The 14,828-nt window shown below is 43.3% G+C and carries 14 protein-coding genes; 5 read left to right on the forward strand and 9 right to left on the reverse strand.

The genetic code is table 11. The features are described 5' to 3' along the window. Positions 1 to 144 precede the first annotated feature (144 nt). The gene (locus H2245_RS06340) at positions 145 to 1,521 is read left to right on the forward strand and encodes a DHA2 family efflux MFS transporter permease subunit (protein ID WP_182406586.1); all 1,377 of its coding nucleotides are present in this window, start codon (positions 145 to 147) and stop codon (positions 1,519 to 1,521) included. Positions 1,522 to 1,626: 105 nt separating this feature from the next. On the opposite strand, the gene bfr (H2245_RS06345) is transcribed toward H2245_RS06340, so the two are convergent. The 8 genes from bfr (H2245_RS06345) to H2245_RS06380 form a co-directional block, all read right to left on the reverse strand. Next, positions 1,627 to 2,109, reverse strand: a complete 483-nt coding sequence (bfr, locus tag H2245_RS06345) for a bacterioferritin (protein ID WP_182406531.1) — start codon at positions 2,107 to 2,109, stop codon at positions 1,627 to 1,629. Between the two features lie 81 nt (positions 2,110 to 2,190). Beyond that, on the reverse strand, positions 2,191 to 2,679 hold the full coding sequence (bfr, locus tag H2245_RS06350) for a bacterioferritin (RefSeq protein WP_182406532.1): 489 nt from the start codon (positions 2,677 to 2,679) through the stop codon (positions 2,191 to 2,193). A 452-nt stretch (positions 2,680 to 3,131) separates the two neighbouring features. Continuing rightward, positions 3,132 to 3,323: a bacterioferritin-associated ferredoxin gene (locus H2245_RS06355; RefSeq protein WP_182406533.1), complete on the reverse strand. Its 192-nt coding sequence runs from the start codon at positions 3,321 to 3,323 to the stop codon at positions 3,132 to 3,134. A gap of 308 nt (positions 3,324 to 3,631) precedes the next feature. Continuing rightward, complete coding sequence (locus tag H2245_RS06360; protein WP_182406534.1) at positions 3,632 to 4,354, reverse strand: sulfate/molybdate ABC transporter ATP-binding protein; 723 nt, start codon at positions 4,352 to 4,354, stop codon at positions 3,632 to 3,634. A gap of 92 nt (positions 4,355 to 4,446) precedes the next feature. Further along, positions 4,447 to 5,376 (reverse strand): sulfate ABC transporter permease subunit CysW, encoded by a 930-nt coding sequence (gene cysW, locus H2245_RS06365; RefSeq protein WP_182406535.1) that lies wholly within the window; start codon positions 5,374 to 5,376, stop codon positions 4,447 to 4,449. A 1-nt stretch (position 5,377) separates the two neighbouring features. Then, positions 5,378 to 6,262: a sulfate ABC transporter permease subunit CysT gene (gene cysT / locus H2245_RS06370; RefSeq protein ID WP_182406536.1), complete on the reverse strand. Its 885-nt coding sequence runs from the start codon at positions 6,260 to 6,262 to the stop codon at positions 5,378 to 5,380. A 277-nt stretch (positions 6,263 to 6,539) separates the two neighbouring features. Continuing rightward, complete coding sequence (locus H2245_RS06375) at positions 6,540 to 7,661, reverse strand: sulfate ABC transporter substrate-binding protein (RefSeq protein WP_182406537.1); 1,122 nt, start codon at positions 7,659 to 7,661, stop codon at positions 6,540 to 6,542. A gap of 277 nt (positions 7,662 to 7,938) precedes the next feature. Next, entirely contained in the window at positions 7,939 to 9,099 is a 1,161-nt protein-coding gene (locus H2245_RS06380) for a sulfate ABC transporter substrate-binding protein (RefSeq protein ID WP_404944662.1), read from the reverse strand. 450 nt (positions 9,100 to 9,549) lie between these two features. Here H2245_RS06380 and H2245_RS06385 point away from each other — a divergent pair, with 450 nt between their 5' ends. Beyond that, on the forward strand, positions 9,550 to 10,128 hold the full coding sequence (locus H2245_RS06385) for a hypothetical protein (RefSeq protein WP_182406538.1): 579 nt from the start codon (positions 9,550 to 9,552) through the stop codon (positions 10,126 to 10,128). Positions 10,129 to 10,276: 148 nt separating this feature from the next. Beyond that, positions 10,277 to 10,645 (forward strand): hypothetical protein, encoded by a 369-nt coding sequence (locus tag H2245_RS06390; protein WP_182406539.1) that lies wholly within the window; start codon positions 10,277 to 10,279, stop codon positions 10,643 to 10,645. 162 nt (positions 10,646 to 10,807) lie between these two features. Here the strand turns inward: H2245_RS06390 and sat are convergent, their stop codons facing one another. Further along, on the reverse strand, positions 10,808 to 12,082 hold the full coding sequence (gene sat, locus H2245_RS06395; RefSeq protein ID WP_182406540.1) for a sulfate adenylyltransferase: 1,275 nt from the start codon (positions 12,080 to 12,082) through the stop codon (positions 10,808 to 10,810). A gap of 404 nt (positions 12,083 to 12,486) precedes the next feature. Here sat and H2245_RS06400 point away from each other — a divergent pair, with 404 nt between their 5' ends. Both H2245_RS06400 and H2245_RS06405 read left to right on the forward strand, forming a co-directional pair. Next, complete coding sequence (locus tag H2245_RS06400; protein ID WP_182406541.1) at positions 12,487 to 14,172, forward strand: nitrite/sulfite reductase; 1,686 nt, start codon at positions 12,487 to 12,489, stop codon at positions 14,170 to 14,172. Next, the gene (locus H2245_RS06405) at positions 14,165 to 14,767 is read left to right on the forward strand and encodes a DUF934 domain-containing protein (RefSeq protein ID WP_182406542.1); all 603 of its coding nucleotides are present in this window, start codon (positions 14,165 to 14,167) and stop codon (positions 14,765 to 14,767) included. Before H2245_RS06400 ends, H2245_RS06405 begins: the two co-directional genes overlap by 8 nt. Positions 14,768 to 14,828: the final 61 nt, after the last annotated feature.

Here is a 14,828-nt window from a genome sequence, read left to right on the forward strand (position 1 = left end):
TTATTATCTCGCTACCGTTACTTAGCCTATCTTTTGTTCTGATTGATGACTTCTTATACTAGAGTTTTTATGATGAATTATGACAATAACGATGCCAATATTGATAATGACAAGCGTGGCGCAAATAACAACACTGGCGGTTCTATGGTAACCTTAACAGCAACCCAAAATAAATATCTACCGTATGTGCTGGCGGTGGCGCTGTTTATGCAAATTTTAGATGCCACTATTTTAAATACCTCACTACCGCAAATGGCACAAGCATTGGGAGAGTCGCCCTTAAAAATGCAGTTGGCAGTAATTAGCTACGCGTTAACGCTGGCGATTTTTATTCCTATCAGTGGGTTTTTAGCAGATAAATATGGGACGCGGCGGGTATTTTTATCCGCGATAATTATATTTTGTATTGGTTCACTATTATGCGCCGCCGCGACCAATTTAGACTTTTTAATTGGTGCAAGGGTGATTCAAGCGCTGGGCGGTGCGATGATGACGCCTGTCGCCCGGCTGATTTTGGTGAAATCCTATCCGCGCAATCAGCTATTAACCGTGATGAATTTTGCGGTGATTCCGGCACTCATTGCGCCGTTAGTCGGACCGTTATTGGGCGGCTACTTGGTACAGTACGCCAGCTGGCATTGGATATTTTTGATTAATATCCCAATGGGAATTGTTGGCTTTATCTTAGGCAAAAAGTTGGTTCCTGCATTATTTGAGGATACTCAGCGCTTAGACTGGTCAGGCTTTATTTTGTTTGCAGCAGCTGCCTGTGGGTTTACCCTTGCTGTTGAGTTTGGGGCGCAGCCTGGTCGAGGTCTTTATGGTGTGTTATTGGCGGCAACAGCATTTATTCTACTTATCGCCTATGTTTGGCATGCAAAGCGCCGACAAGCACCGCTCTTTCCTTTGAGTCTGTTTGGTATCCGCACCTTTCGCATCGGTATTGTTGGCAACTTATTTACCCGTCTCGGTATCAGTGCGGTACCGTTTTTGCTGCCGTTACTGCTGCAAGTGGTGTTTGAATTCACGCCTTCACAAGCAGGCTGGTTACTAGCACCCATTGCCGTTGGCGCGATTGGCGTAAAGCCGTTTGTCAGTAAAATTATCCAACGTTATAGCTACCGTAAAGTGCTGACATACAACACCTCATTATTAGGCATATTGATTATTTTATTGGCACAATTTAATGACCCTGCGTACTGGCCATGGTTTATCCCTGTCCTTACATTAATGGGCGCTTGTAACTCGATGCAATTTAGCGCGATGAATACCATTACCATTGGCGATTTACAAGGGACGCAGACCAGTAGTGGTAACAGCTTAATGGCGGTCAATCAACAGCTGGCAATCAGTTTTGGTATTGCCTTTGGCGCAGCGATGCTAAACGTTATGCGCGAGCGCTTTCATATTGATACGCTTACCGCCTTTCATATTACCTATTGGCTGCTTGGTATCTTAACCATACTCTCCGGTCTGCATTTTTTACGCCTAAAACCAGAAGATGGACAAGGGTTATATTAAAAAATTAAACCTAAATTTCAGACCTAAAAAAGCCAGCAGATATTTATATGAATAAAATAGATGCTGGCTGTTTGTACAATTTTTAAGTTTTAAAACAGATGAAAATTAAGGCGCTTTATCGCCACCCATTTGTGACTGGATATAGTTCTGTAACCCAACTTCTTTAATCAAATCTTCTTGCGTATCCAGCCAATCTTCATACTCTTCATTACCGTCTTTTAGTGTTACCAACAGCTGGCGTGACACATAATCTTGACGCTGCTCACACAACATGATGGCGTCAGTAATGATAGAAAATTTCTGCTTTTCTAAACGTAAATTACAATCAATGATTTCTGGAACGTCTTCACCAATCAGGATTTTGCCTAAATCTTGGAGGTTTGGCAGCCCTTCTAATAGCAAGATACGCTCAATCAAATCATCTGACCATTTCATTTCTTGAATGGACTGATGGTAAAAATTGTCATTTAGCGCCTCTAAACCCCAATGGCGCGCCACCCGTGCATGCAAAAAGTATTGATTAATGGCAATTAATGACTGCCCGAGTACTTTGTTGAGTGCTTGAATAACTTCTTTATCACCTTGCATACTCTTTCTCCCTTATAAATACCTTAAAGCTCATACTTCCGGATTGAATCCATCGCCATCTTCTGCTTAAGAAAATTATGGTCAGACAAGATTGGGCGATACTTCAGCCATTTGGCTTTGTAGGTAATTCGGTAAACCTACCATATCGATAAGGCGGAGCTGCTGCTCAAGCCAATGGGCATGATCTTCTTCGGTGTCTTTAAGCTGGACGACCAGCATCTCGCGGCTGACGTAATCATACTCTGCTTCACAAAGCGCAATACCATCTTTTAAATGTTGTTGGACTTCATACTCAAGATTAAGGTCAAATTGCAGCATCTCAGGCACAGTAGCACCAATATGAATGTCATTCACTTTCATATTTGGTTTGCCGCCGAGCATTAAAATACGGCGGATAATCGCTTGCGCATGCAAGGTTTCGTCATGCATCTCATGGCTGATACGGTCATACAGCTTGCCGAAATGCCATTCTGCATACATCTCAGAGTGAATAAAATACTGGTCACGAGCAGCAAGCTCACCACCGAGTAAGAAGTTTAAATAATCAATAACTTTTTGGCTGCCTATCATCACGTGTACTCCCTTATTATTCAGCGCACTGCCCTTCTCTTACGACCGACTGCTTGATGTCTAATTCATCAAAACCGCAACAACAACTTGGCAAGTGAACTGCTTAGTAAAAATCGATAATCCAAACTCAAAACGACTTACCTGTAAGACAGCTAGTGTAGCATACCGGTAAATTATGGCTTGTAACGTTAGTAACTAAGAATAAGATGGTAAGTGATAACCATAACCAGCCATCACTACATTAACCGTTACTTCCTATTATTGTAATAAATAATAGCAGCATAGACTATTGATAATAAGTAAATGCGCAAAATCATATAACATTATTGATAGTATTAAGAGTTAACAATGCAAAAAAGCACTACTTTATTTAAAAAGTAATGCTTTTTCAATAAGGCTTATTTCTTAAAAGAGCATGTCATCAATGAAAATGCCCTAGCAATCGGCTGCTGTTAAACCGCAAATGCCAACATATCCAGCTTAGCATGATGCGCATCGAGATAATCATTGACCATCGGCTCACAGCATCCACAACACGTTGCAACGTCTAGCGTATCTTTTAAACCATTAAGGGTATCAATACCAGAAGCAATAGCTGCTTTGATTTGTTTATCTTTCACGTTATTGCAGATACAAACGTACATGTGTGGGCTCCTAGCGAGATAGTTGCCTGTGCTGATGGATATCAGTCCGGCATCTATTGGCTTAATAATCAATATCTTAAAACGTATGAGTTAATGACCATTATAATAACGATAATTATTACCATTTACAATAACTTTTAACAAATTAATCAATTATTTAATTTTTTCATTATTATGACTAGTTAGTAGTCATTATACGCTGTCAACAAAAGCCATAAAAAAAGACCTCATAAGAAATGAAGTCTTTTTGATAGTAGCGGCAGAATAGTAATGTGAATCTGGTTAAAGCACCGATTTTTAGGATTATATTATACCAAATCTAAGAAATCGCTCACAAAGGCATTGGCAGGATGATGAATCAACTCTTCTGAGGTGCCAACCTGCTCAACAATACCGTGATTCATAATTACAATCTCATCGGAAACCGCACGCGCCTCTTCTTGATCGTGAGTAACCATGATGCTGGTAATACCAAGCTCATGATGGATGTTCTTTAGCCAGGTGCGCAGCTCTTTACGAACTTTGGCATCCAGCGCACCAAAGGGCTCATCAAGTAACAATAACTTTGGCTTAACAGCAAGTGCCCGTGCCAGCGCAATACGCTGCCGCTGACCGCCCGATAGCTGGTGCGGATAAGCGTTGGCAACTTGCGGCAATTGTACTAACTCTAACAGCTCAGCCACGCGCTTATTGATATCAGCTTTACTGGGGCGCTCCGCCTTTGGTAATAACGTCAGCCCAAAAGCGATGTTATCGGCGATGTTTTTATGGCGAAACAGCGCATAGTGCTGAAACATAAAACCGATATGACGCTTTTGAACAGGCGTATTGGTCACATCCAGCTCATCAAATAATATCTGCCCAGAATCCGCATATTCAAGACCGGCAATGATACGCAACAAGGTGGTTTTACCGCAGCCTGAAGGTCCAAGAAGTGTGGTTAATTTACCCGTGGGTACGGTGATGCTAATATCATTTAGGGCAGTAAAATTACCAAATTTCTTATTAACGTTTCTAATCTCAATGCTCATAGCATGGTCTCTTATTATTTTTAACGATTGCTCTTAGCCATTATCTTTAGTATTAAAAGGTGCGCTTCAGTCACTTATGAATTACTGATTAGCTACTCATTTGGCTGCGTGGGGATGGTGCTATTGGCACTAACTGGCAATTCAGGCGCACTTACTAAGCGTTCAGATTTGGCAAATTTACGCTCTTGTAGCTTGGTCATTACTTGCTGTACCAACAGCGTTACTAAGGCTAAAGCAGCAAGCAAGCTCGATAAAGCAAAAGCGGCGGTAAAGTTATAATCATTATAAGCAATCTCAACCAATAGCGGCATGGTATTCGTCTCGCCGCGAATGTGACCTGAAACTACGCTGACCGCGCCAAACTCACCCATCGCCCGTGCATTGGTTAAAATCAAACCATATAACAGCGCCCATTTTATATTAGGCAGTGTCACATGCCAAAACGTTTGCCAACCAGTTGCGCCAAGAGTCAATGCTGCTTGTTCTTCCGAGTCACCTTGAGTTTGCATTAACGGAATAAGCTCACGCGCGACAAACGGAAAAGTTACAAACAACGTTGCCAATACAATACCCGGCACCGCATAAATAACCTGAAAGCCCATGCTCTCAAGCCAGCCGCCAATGGTAGAGTTCAGTCCGAATAGCAACACGAACATCAAACCTGCAACTACTGGCGACACAGAAAACGGCAAATCAAGCAAGGTGGTAACCAGCTGCTTACCTTTAAAATGATAACGGGTCACCAGCCACGCAATCGCTATACCCATCACCATGTTAATCGGCAACACAATCGCTGCGGTAATCAGCGTGAGTCTGATGGCTTGCAGCGCTTCAGGATCAACCAGCGAGGCAACATAAAGCTGCCAGCCACCTTTAAAGGCTTCATAAAACACGGCTAGCAGCGGAAAGACCAACATCACAATCATGAATAACACGGCAATGGTGATAAAAATGCGTCTGATCCACGGCGTATCTTTGGTCGCAGGGTTACTTTGGTAGTCGTAGCTATTGGCGATTTGCATATTAGCGAGATCCTACGCGGCGCGACAGTTTCCACTGCACTATATTAATGGTTAATAAAATCACAAAGGAGATAAGGAGCATAAATAGCGCCACTGCCGATGCGCCTTGCACATCGAACTGCTCAAGCTTACTGATAATAATCAACGGTAAAATCTCTGATTGCATCGGAATATTACCCGCAATAAAAATTACCGAACCATACTCGCCCGTTGCCCGCGCAAACATCATGCCCGCACCCATCAATAACGCTGGCAATAGCTCAGGCAAAATCACCTTATTAAACGTCGTTAAACGATTGGCACCTAGTACCGCTGCCGCCTCTTCAAATTCAACGGACAATTCAGCCAATACCGGCTGCACAGCACGGACAATAAACGGAAAACTCACAACAACCAGAGCCAACCAAATACCAATTGGGGTAAAGGCAATTTGAATATCAAACTTATCAAACCATTGCCCGATTAAACCATTCGGGGCATATAAAGTCGCAAGCGAAATTCCCGTGACCGCCGTTGGTAAAGCAAAAGGTAAATCAACCAACGCATTAATTAACGACTTACCCCAAAACTCATAACGCACCAATACCCACGCCACCAACGTACCAAATACCATATTGGTAAGCATTGCCAAAAACGACATCCAAATACTCAGCTTAATCGCTGCGGCAACTTGTGGCTGACTGATGGTCTCCCAAAATCCTGTCCAGCCCATTTGCGTTGTGGTATAGGCCATCATCGCAAACGGCAACACGACTAATAACGATAAGCTAAAGACCGTAATGCCCATACTCAGACCAAAGCCTGGCAGCACATTGCGCTGGCGCAAGCGGGTTAACCAGCCCTTTTTGTGAGTCGCTTTGCTGGCTTGAGAAGGGGTAACACTCATAGTAAAGTCCTATAGCCTATCTGCTGGCATATATCAAAAGTCCATGTCGTGGCGCATAGCATGGGATTAGTAATGGGTATTATTATTTATTGTAGGAATCGTATTATTTAGGGTTCTAGAGCTCAAAGCATCATCATTCAGAGTAGCTCTATAATTGAGATAAAATAATAAAGCAAGAAAGAAAGTGAAAACAGCTTGCCAGCATAAATTAGCTAACAGAGTAACGGCAATAAGGACAGGCAATGACGCCCTGTCCTTATCTTTTTATGACGGTTATTTACTGCGGTGGATTGACCGCTAATTTATCAAACACGCCACCATCACTAAAGAATTTACCCATGATGTCATCCCACGAACCAAAGGTATCATTTGGACGGAAGGTTTCGATAGGTGGTAATTTATCACCGTTTTTATCAAGAACGCTTTTCACACTAGGACGCAAGTAAAGATCAGCGGCTAATTGCTGAGCTGGCTCACTCCATAAATAGTCAAGATAGGCTTTTGCTGCTGCCGTGCTGCCTTTTTTGTCGGTGACTGTTTTGACGATAGCGACTGGGCTTTCAGATTTAATCGAATATTTAGGATAAACGATATCGACTTTCCCCGCGCCAAACTGAGTGGCAGCAAGATTGGCTTCATTTTCAAAAGTAACAAGAACATCACCAATACCGCGCTGGACAAAGGTCGTCGTAGCAGCGCGACCGCCATTTTCATAGACTTTGACATTTTTTAGTACGTCTTTGACGTAGTTTTGAGTTTTGGCATCATCATTATTAAATGCGTGTAGACCATAACCATATGCCCCTAAGAAAGCATAACGCCCATTACCGGTTGATTTTGGATTGGCAAGGACAATCTCAACACCCGGCTTGGTCAAATCTGCCCAATCCTTGATGCCTTTTGGATTGTCTTTACGCACCAAAAATACAATGGTGCTGGTAAAAGGAACGGCGTTATCCGGGAATTTGCTTTCCCAATCGGCTTCAACCAAGCCTTTTTTCTCAAGCAGCTCAACGTCTGAACCCTGATTCATGGTAACCACGTCCGCTTGTAAGCCATTAGCAACCGACAAGGCTTGCTTGCTAGAGCCGCCATGAGACTGGTTGACGGTGATATTGGCATTCGGATTTTCAGTTTTATAATGCTCAATAAACAGTGGGTTGTAACCTTTATAAAAGTCACGTGCCACGTCATAAGAGACATTCAACAGCTCAATATTTTGACCTTCAGTCGCAGCTGGCGTGCCATCAGCATTGGGTGCTGTTGCAGCTGTATCATTGTTATTATTGCTACAGCCAGTCAAGCCAAGGGCTAAGGCAACACCAGTTACACCAAGAACCGCACGGCGTTTGCTTTTGGCGGTATGAGTGGATAAGTCAGCAGCGCGATATGATGTCATAATTGCCTCAAATAGATAGGTGATCAATGTCTAGGGGAATGCAAGTATGCTAACAGCGCAAGCTTATTATCTTTAATGATGAATATGCGTATATTATTGCCAAAATGGAATAATGAAAAAATATAGTTGTTTTTTAGTGCCGTATTATTCTATAGGCGATTGTTTTTTTGGCTTTATAAATGAATAACTGGCTGATGATCAGGATCAGCCAGTTGGGGTTTTAAGCACTTCTTATGATGATTGATTTAGGCTGTTATTAAATTAGAGATTAACTGCCTTACTTTTCTGTCTTTACTGCCAATTTATCAAACAACGCTCCATCCACAAAAAACTTATCCATAATGCTGTCCCAAGCTCCAAATACGGCGACTGGCTCAAAAGTTTGAATGTCTTTTAGCGTACCAGCATGGGCGGCTAACACTTCTTTATTGCTAGGACGTAAATACAGTTGTGCCATGAGCTCTTGTGCTGGTTTGTCCCACAAGGCTTTAAGATAGGCAGTTGCAGCGGCGGTAGAGCCTTTTTTATCAGTCACTGAACTCACGATTGCCACTGGATTATCAATGTTAACGGAGTAGCTGGGATAAACAATCTCAACCTTACCTTTGGCATGCTGCGTTGCTACCAAATGCGCTTCATTTTCTGTGGTAATCAATACATCACCTAAGCCGCGCTGGGTAAAGCTAGTGGTCGCTGCACGCGCCCCATTGTCATAGGTAACCACGTTTGAAAGTACCTTTTTCATAAAGTCATTAGTCTGGGTTGGCTTATCGACTGACTCTTTAAACTGGTGTAATCCTGCACCATAGGCACCCAAAAAGGCATAGCGCGCAGTGCCACTGGTTTTTGGATTCGGCATGACCACTTCGACATCGGCGCGCGCCAAATCGTTCCAGTCTTTGATTTGTTTAGGGTTACCGTCACGCACCAGTAAAACCATGGTGGTGCTATAAGGGACAGCATTATCTGGAAATGCTTGACGCCAATCGGTTTTTACCAGCCCCTTTTCAACCAGCATATTCATGTCACTTTCTTGGTTTAAGGTCACAACATCTGCCTGTAGACCATTCGCCACAGATAATGCTTGCTTACTAGCGCCGCCGTGTGATTGCTTGATATCAACCTCACTATTGGGATACTGAGCTTGATACGTGCTGGTAAATAGCGGGTTGTATTCTTTATAAAAATCGCGTGACACATCGTATGAGACGTTCAGTAAGCTGATATCTTTGTTCTCAGCTGCTGCCGTATTATCCCCAGACGCCTGCTCTTTTTTGGCTTCGGTGGGGTTACAACCGCTCATTAATAATACAGTTGTGAGCGCGCCACCCATCAATACTGCACGTGATGCCATGCGAGTCTGTGCTGCCTGTAAAATAGGCGTTGTGTGATGAGATAAAGCATCTTTATGAATAGCAGCTTTAGTAATATGTGGCATCGGTGGCTCTCTCTAAAAGTAACGGGATAAAAAAGGTGCGCCCATTATTAAGGCATCAGTTATTGGTTATAATTTAAATTTTCAGATTAAAAGCTATGGTAAAGACGTGGCTTAGGTTTTATCATTCAAGCGGTTAATAGGCACGGCAAGAATGAAGTAAGCACGCTGCTGACCATGAAAGCTATGCTAGCAGTTTGCACGGATATCGCTTAGTGACAAAAGCGCTTATCAAGTGATTAACTTGGCATAAGTACGTTTATTAGCTATTCTTTAATAGTCAAGATGATAAACTGGTTATGCAATAAGACGATAAGCCTTATATAGCAAAGGTTAAGGGAATTTTTTTGTTCTCGTTTTTACCAAGGTGGCGGCTGAGCGTTTTTGACTTATTGCTATTGCTGGCATCGTTATGCCCAAGTCCTATTTCCTTATTCTTACCGAGGTACGTTTATGACCCTATTTCCCCTAGCATCACGTTTACAGACACGCCCTTTTTTGCTATCTACTGCCCTTATCACTGGTGTTATGCTTTTAACTGGATGTCAAAGCGGCATCTCCACTCATACAAACACGAGTGCTGAAATAAACAGCGTATCTACGCCACTGTCAGCAGCAATATCAGCGCCAACCACAGTATCAACACAAAGCAAACTCACACCAGCGGTGCAAACGGTTATCGGTGATTACGCGACTGACGGCTATAGCAAACGTCAGCAAGGTTATGACTGGGTCGGAGTGATGGTACGTCCGTTTGGTGACGCAGAAATTGACATTAAAGTGCGCGCACGCGGCGATATTAAAAATCCCAGTTGCAGCTATGATGGCAAGGCGACATTAATGGGGCAAGATCAGGCACATGGCGTGATTTTTCAGACTGTGGCTAATAATAGCGTGACTTTTTTGCAGTTTAAGGACGGTAAACTGACTATTGATAGCCAAGATAAAATGGCTCTACACTATTTTTGTTCAGGGGGTGATACTTTAGCGGGTGATTATCAAAAGCTGGCAAGCCAATTGGTATTGAGTTAAATAGATGTCGTCTACCTGTAATGATACTGTCCGCTGCAGCATGTACCTTATTGATAACATTTTACGAAAGAAGTCGTTTAAAATAGTTTAGCGATGATTGATTAGAGAGGTCTAAATGCTCAAGCTTAAATTGTCCATCATTGGTGTTATGCTGCTTATAGTTGCGATGATAGGCTGTAGTCATGCAGTGTCTAATCGTAATGACTCCGTAGAAAACAAAGATAACAATGCCCCAAGCAATGCGCCGAACTCGGCAGTAAAGAAAGCTGCAGAAGATATAACACTACGTGGAGATTTCAAAAGAAGTTTTGAGATTCATGAACTAGAAGCTAATGGTACGTTATATTATGTGTCGGATCCGAAGCAGCTATTGATGGCAGCATCAGAAAAAATGGGACAAAGGCACTACTCTAAATTTTTTACTACTTGCGTCGTTGGAATGGTTGGCTCAGAGGGTGGATATGGTCCTACCAGTAAGTATCAAAATCAAATTACCGTTCATGATCTCTGCGTATAACACTGTTTCTGTGATCAATTTAATGATACTTATTCAGCATCAAGCTACCTGAATTAACTTCATCAGTCTCGAATACGGTTGCGATGATGTGACAGTAAAAATAAAAAAGGTAGCAAACCTAGCGTTTGCTACCTTTTTCGTATTTCATCTACGTAGTCGAACTTATACTGCAGACGCACCAACCAGTTTCACTTCAGCACGCTCTTCCTTGGCGATATTGGCATAATAACGGCGCAAAATCTCTAAGACTTCTGGACGGCTAAAGTTGTCTGGCACTTCCTCATCTTCTGATAATGCCTTACGCAACTTCGTACCCGATACTTTGACGTGCTGTGACGCATCATGCGGGCAAGTTTTACTCGATGCCATCGCGCCACACGCATTACACCAGAACGTCCAATCAATATTTAACGGCTGAGTAATTAAGTCATCTTTTTCTAACTTCTCAAAGATGGTTTGTGCATCAAAGGCACCATAATAATCGCCAACACCCGCATGGTCACGCCCAACAATCAGATGGCTACAGCCATAGTTTTGGCGGAACAGTGCATGGAGTAATGCTTCACGTGGACCGGCATAACGCATGTCTAGCGGATAACCCGCTTGAATTACAGTATCTTGTTTAAAGTAATTATCGATTAACGTTTTAATCGCTTCTTGACGGACTTCGGCAGGGATATCACCTGGTTTTAGCGCGCCAAGTAACGAATGAACCAAGACCCCGTCACAAATCTCAATTGCGATTTTAGCAAGATATTCGTGTGAGCGGTGCATGGGGTTACGTGTTTGGAAAGCCGCAACCGTTTTCCAGCCTTTATCCGCAAGGATTTGGCGAGTTTGCTCAGGGGTTTTATACGTTTCAGGATACAAGGTTGGGAATTCGCCTTCGCTGAGTACTTCTACACTACCGGCAATATTCACCTCATCTTGGCTGAGGACTTGTTGAACGCCTGGATGCTCGCTGTCAGTGGTAGTGAAGACTTGCTGACACTCATGTTCTTTATCAATAGTGTAAGTTTCTTCAACGGTTAAGACACCCATAATCTCGCCACTTTCGGCAACTAGGGCAACTTTATCACCTTTATTTAGGCTATCAGCAGTGGCTTTTGGCGCAGATAAGGTAATCGGGATTGGCCAAAACAAACCCGCATTCGCGCCGGTTTGCAAACGCATATTATCGACCACGCCTTGCCAATCGGCTTGATTCATAAAGCCATCAAGTGGCGTAAAGCCGCCAATGCCCAGCATAATCAAATCACCGCGCTCGCGTGAGCTTAATGTGATTTTCGGTAAAGTTGCGGCAAGCTTGAGCGCTTGAGCACGGAAGTCACCGGTTAATAATAACGGCTTTAGCTCTTTGCTACCATGAGGTGGTACAAGTTTTGACGTATTTTTTGAGATAGTGTCTTTTGAGGTCGTTTCGGCAAGTTGGGTCATGAGAATCCTAAACAGAGGGAAAATTGGGTGAAATTACCATTGATTCATTTTTGCTTGATGTTTTTGGTTAATCTTTGCATAAGCAGTCGCTAACTAGCGGATGCCTATAGGCTACCTAACTTTCGTTATGAAAATTTATGCTGTGTTTTACTATGGATATGACTTAAAGGAATTTATCTTTAAAACATTAAGCTTATATGATGTAAAGCTGTTTGGTTGTTGAGCCGTTTTAACATGCCAAAAACTGACGGCAATACACGAAAATTATTTTTATTACTTTTTGTTCGTACTTCTTGTTGGTACTTTTCACTATTACCGTGTTTTAACCCATGGTTTATTGTTTCATTTTTGCTACCCTATCTTTTTGCTATCCGCTTTTTTAAATTTGAAATTGAGATTACGTCATGTATCAATATAACTATGCTGATCAAACGTTGGTTGAGGAACGAGTCGCCCAATTTCGCGACCAAACTCAGCGCTTTTTGGACGGCTCGCTACCAGAAGAGCAGTTTTTACCGCTGCGTCTGCAAAACGGGCTTTATATTCAGCGTTACGCGCCCATGTTGCGTATTGCCATTCCCTACGGCTTACTTGCCAGCTATCAGTTGCGCAAATTGGCCGAGATTACCCGCTTGTATGATAAGGGTTATGGGCATTTCACCACTCGTACCAACATTCAGCTGAACTGGCCAAAATTGGAAGATGTGCCAGATATTTTGGCGCATTTAGCATCGGTGCAAATGCACGCGATTCAAACCTCGGGTAACTGTATTCGTAATACCACCACTGACCCGTATGCCGGTATTCATCAAGATGAAATCGCTGACCCGCGTCCGTATTGTGAAATTATCCGTCAGTGGTCAACCTTTCATCCTGAGTTTGCTTTTTTACCGCGCAAATTTAAAATTGCCGTGATTGGTACGGAAAATGACCGCGCTGCCACGCAAGTCCACGATGTTGGCTTGCATGTGAAGAAAAATGAAGCCGGTGAGATAGGTTTTGAAGTGTTGGTTGGTGGCGGCTTGGGTCGTACGCCAGTGATTGGTAAAACCATTAATGAGTTCTTACCGCGCCAGCATTTGCTTAGCTACCTTGATGCGATTTTGCGCGTGTATAACTTACATGGTCGCCGTGATAATAAATATAAAGCCCGTATCAAAATCTTGGTAGAAAGCATGGGCGCGGCAGCGTTTGCCAAACTGGTCGATGCCGAATGGGAAGCGCATACCAAAGATGGCGCGCTGACCTTAAATGACGATAATTTTGCTACTGCTGCTAGCTTCTTTACTGCGCCTGATTATCAGTCGTTTGATGCGCTACAGGTACAGTCTGAGCTGCAACAACAACTGAGTGCGGATAAAGATTTTGCCAATTGGTATACCCAAAATACCGTTGCGCATAAAGTTGCAGGCTACCGTGCGGTAGTGATTTCTCTTAAAGCTGGCTTGGTTGATGATAAATACATCCCATCTGGTGACGTCAATGCCGATCAAATGGACGCCTTAGCTGACCTATCTGATCGTTATAGCTTTAGCGAGTTGCGCGGTACTTATCAGCAAAACCTCGTCTTTGCTGACGTACAAATCAATCATTTGTATGAGCTGTGGCAGCAATTGGCAGTGCTACATTTAGCCCGTGCCAATATTAATACTTTAACCGACATGATTGTTTGCCCCGGCTGGGATTACTGCTCACTGGCGAATGCCACCACGCATAATATCGCTGAGCAAATCGAAAAGCAGTTTAATGACCTCGATTATCTCTACGATTTGGGCGATATCCGCCTAAATATGTCAGGCTGTATGAATGCCTGCGCCCATCACCACACCGGCGATATCGGTATCTTGGGTGTTGATAAAAAAGGTGAGCATTGGTATCAAATCAGCTTGGGTGGTAACTCAAGCAATGATGCCAAGCTGGGCAAAATATTGGGTCGCGCAGTTGCCGCTGACGATGTTGCCAGCACCCTACAAGTTATTTTAGATACTTATCTTGAGCTGCGCGGCGATAGCGATAACCAGGTAGAACGCTTTGGTGATCTGGTCGATCGCGTTGGCATTGCCCCATTTAAGGAGAAGGTCTATGGGTAATCATCATGTGCTAAACAGCCAAGGTGTTGATATAAGTAGTCAAGATACATGGCAGGCACTGACCACGTCTGAGCTGCCAGATGGCGTAGCTCTCACTGAGCTATCCTTGAGCGAGCTGCTGCATAAGCAAGACAAACCCGATATTCTGATTCCCCTTACTGATTTATTAAAACCAACAGGCGAACTTGCCAGCGGACTATTACAACAGGTTTATGCGCTCTTAACCGAACATACCAGTCGTTTAGGGCTTTGGATGACCGCGAATACGGATACCGATGTGTTGGTAGGCTTGCGTGATTTTTTATTAACGCAAGCGCTAATTGTTATTCATGTGCCCGCCTTCGCTGATGGTCGCGGCTTTAGCTTTGCCCAAACGCTACGCCAGTTAGGTTATAAAGGTGAGATTCGCATGGCAGGCGCCTTTGGTCGCGATCAAATTGCCTATTTGCTACGGGTTGGCGCTGATAGCTTTGTGCTCAGCGAACATGATGTGCAATCGGGTGTTGAGGGCGGTCTTAGCCAAGCATTCACTGCCCTTGCCAGCTCTTATGATGGTCAAGATGCGACTGCTTTACCGATGTTTGCAGGCGTTTAGTATTAATCTCTTAAATATATTATAAGTCGTTATTGCTTTTAAATTATTGTTCTTAAATTTT

This window comes from Psychrobacter sp. GP33, from assembly GCF_014119005.1.
Lineage (GTDB): Bacteria > Pseudomonadota > Gammaproteobacteria > Pseudomonadales > Moraxellaceae > Psychrobacter.

Bases quoted from the DNA above. Each gene is read 5' to 3' on its own strand.
- H2245_RS06340 (WP_182406586.1), top strand. From the start codon at position 145: ATGGTAACCTTAACAGCAACCCAAAATAAATATCTACCGTATGTGCTG.
- bfr (WP_182406531.1), bottom strand. From the start codon at position 2,109: ATGCAAGGTGATAAAGAAGTTATTCAAGCACTCAACAAAGTACTCGGG.
- bfr (WP_182406532.1), bottom strand. From the start codon at position 2,679: ATGATAGGCAGCCAAAAAGTTATTGATTATTTAAACTTCTTACTCGGT.
- H2245_RS06355 (WP_182406533.1), bottom strand. From the start codon at position 3,323: ATGTACGTTTGTATCTGCAATAACGTGAAAGATAAACAAATCAAAGCA.
- H2245_RS06360 (WP_182406534.1), bottom strand. From the start codon at position 4,354: ATGAGCATTGAGATTAGAAACGTTAATAAGAAATTTGGTAATTTTACT.
- cysW (WP_182406535.1), bottom strand. From the start codon at position 5,376: ATGCAAATCGCCAATAGCTACGACTACCAAAGTAACCCTGCGACCAAA.
- cysT (WP_182406536.1), bottom strand. From the start codon at position 6,262: ATGAGTGTTACCCCTTCTCAAGCCAGCAAAGCGACTCACAAAAAGGGC.
- H2245_RS06375 (WP_182406537.1), bottom strand. From the start codon at position 7,661: ATGACATCATATCGCGCTGCTGACTTATCCACTCATACCGCCAAAAGC.
- H2245_RS06380 (WP_404944662.1), bottom strand. From the start codon at position 9,099: ATGCCACATATTACTAAAGCTGCTATTCATAAAGATGCTTTATCTCAT.
- H2245_RS06385 (WP_182406538.1), top strand. From the start codon at position 9,550: ATGACCCTATTTCCCCTAGCATCACGTTTACAGACACGCCCTTTTTTG.
- H2245_RS06390 (WP_182406539.1), top strand. From the start codon at position 10,277: ATGCTGCTTATAGTTGCGATGATAGGCTGTAGTCATGCAGTGTCTAAT.
- sat (WP_182406540.1), bottom strand. From the start codon at position 12,082: ATGACCCAACTTGCCGAAACGACCTCAAAAGACACTATCTCAAAAAAT.
- H2245_RS06400 (WP_182406541.1), top strand. From the start codon at position 12,487: ATGTATCAATATAACTATGCTGATCAAACGTTGGTTGAGGAACGAGTC.
- H2245_RS06405 (WP_182406542.1), top strand. From the start codon at position 14,165: ATGGGTAATCATCATGTGCTAAACAGCCAAGGTGTTGATATAAGTAGT.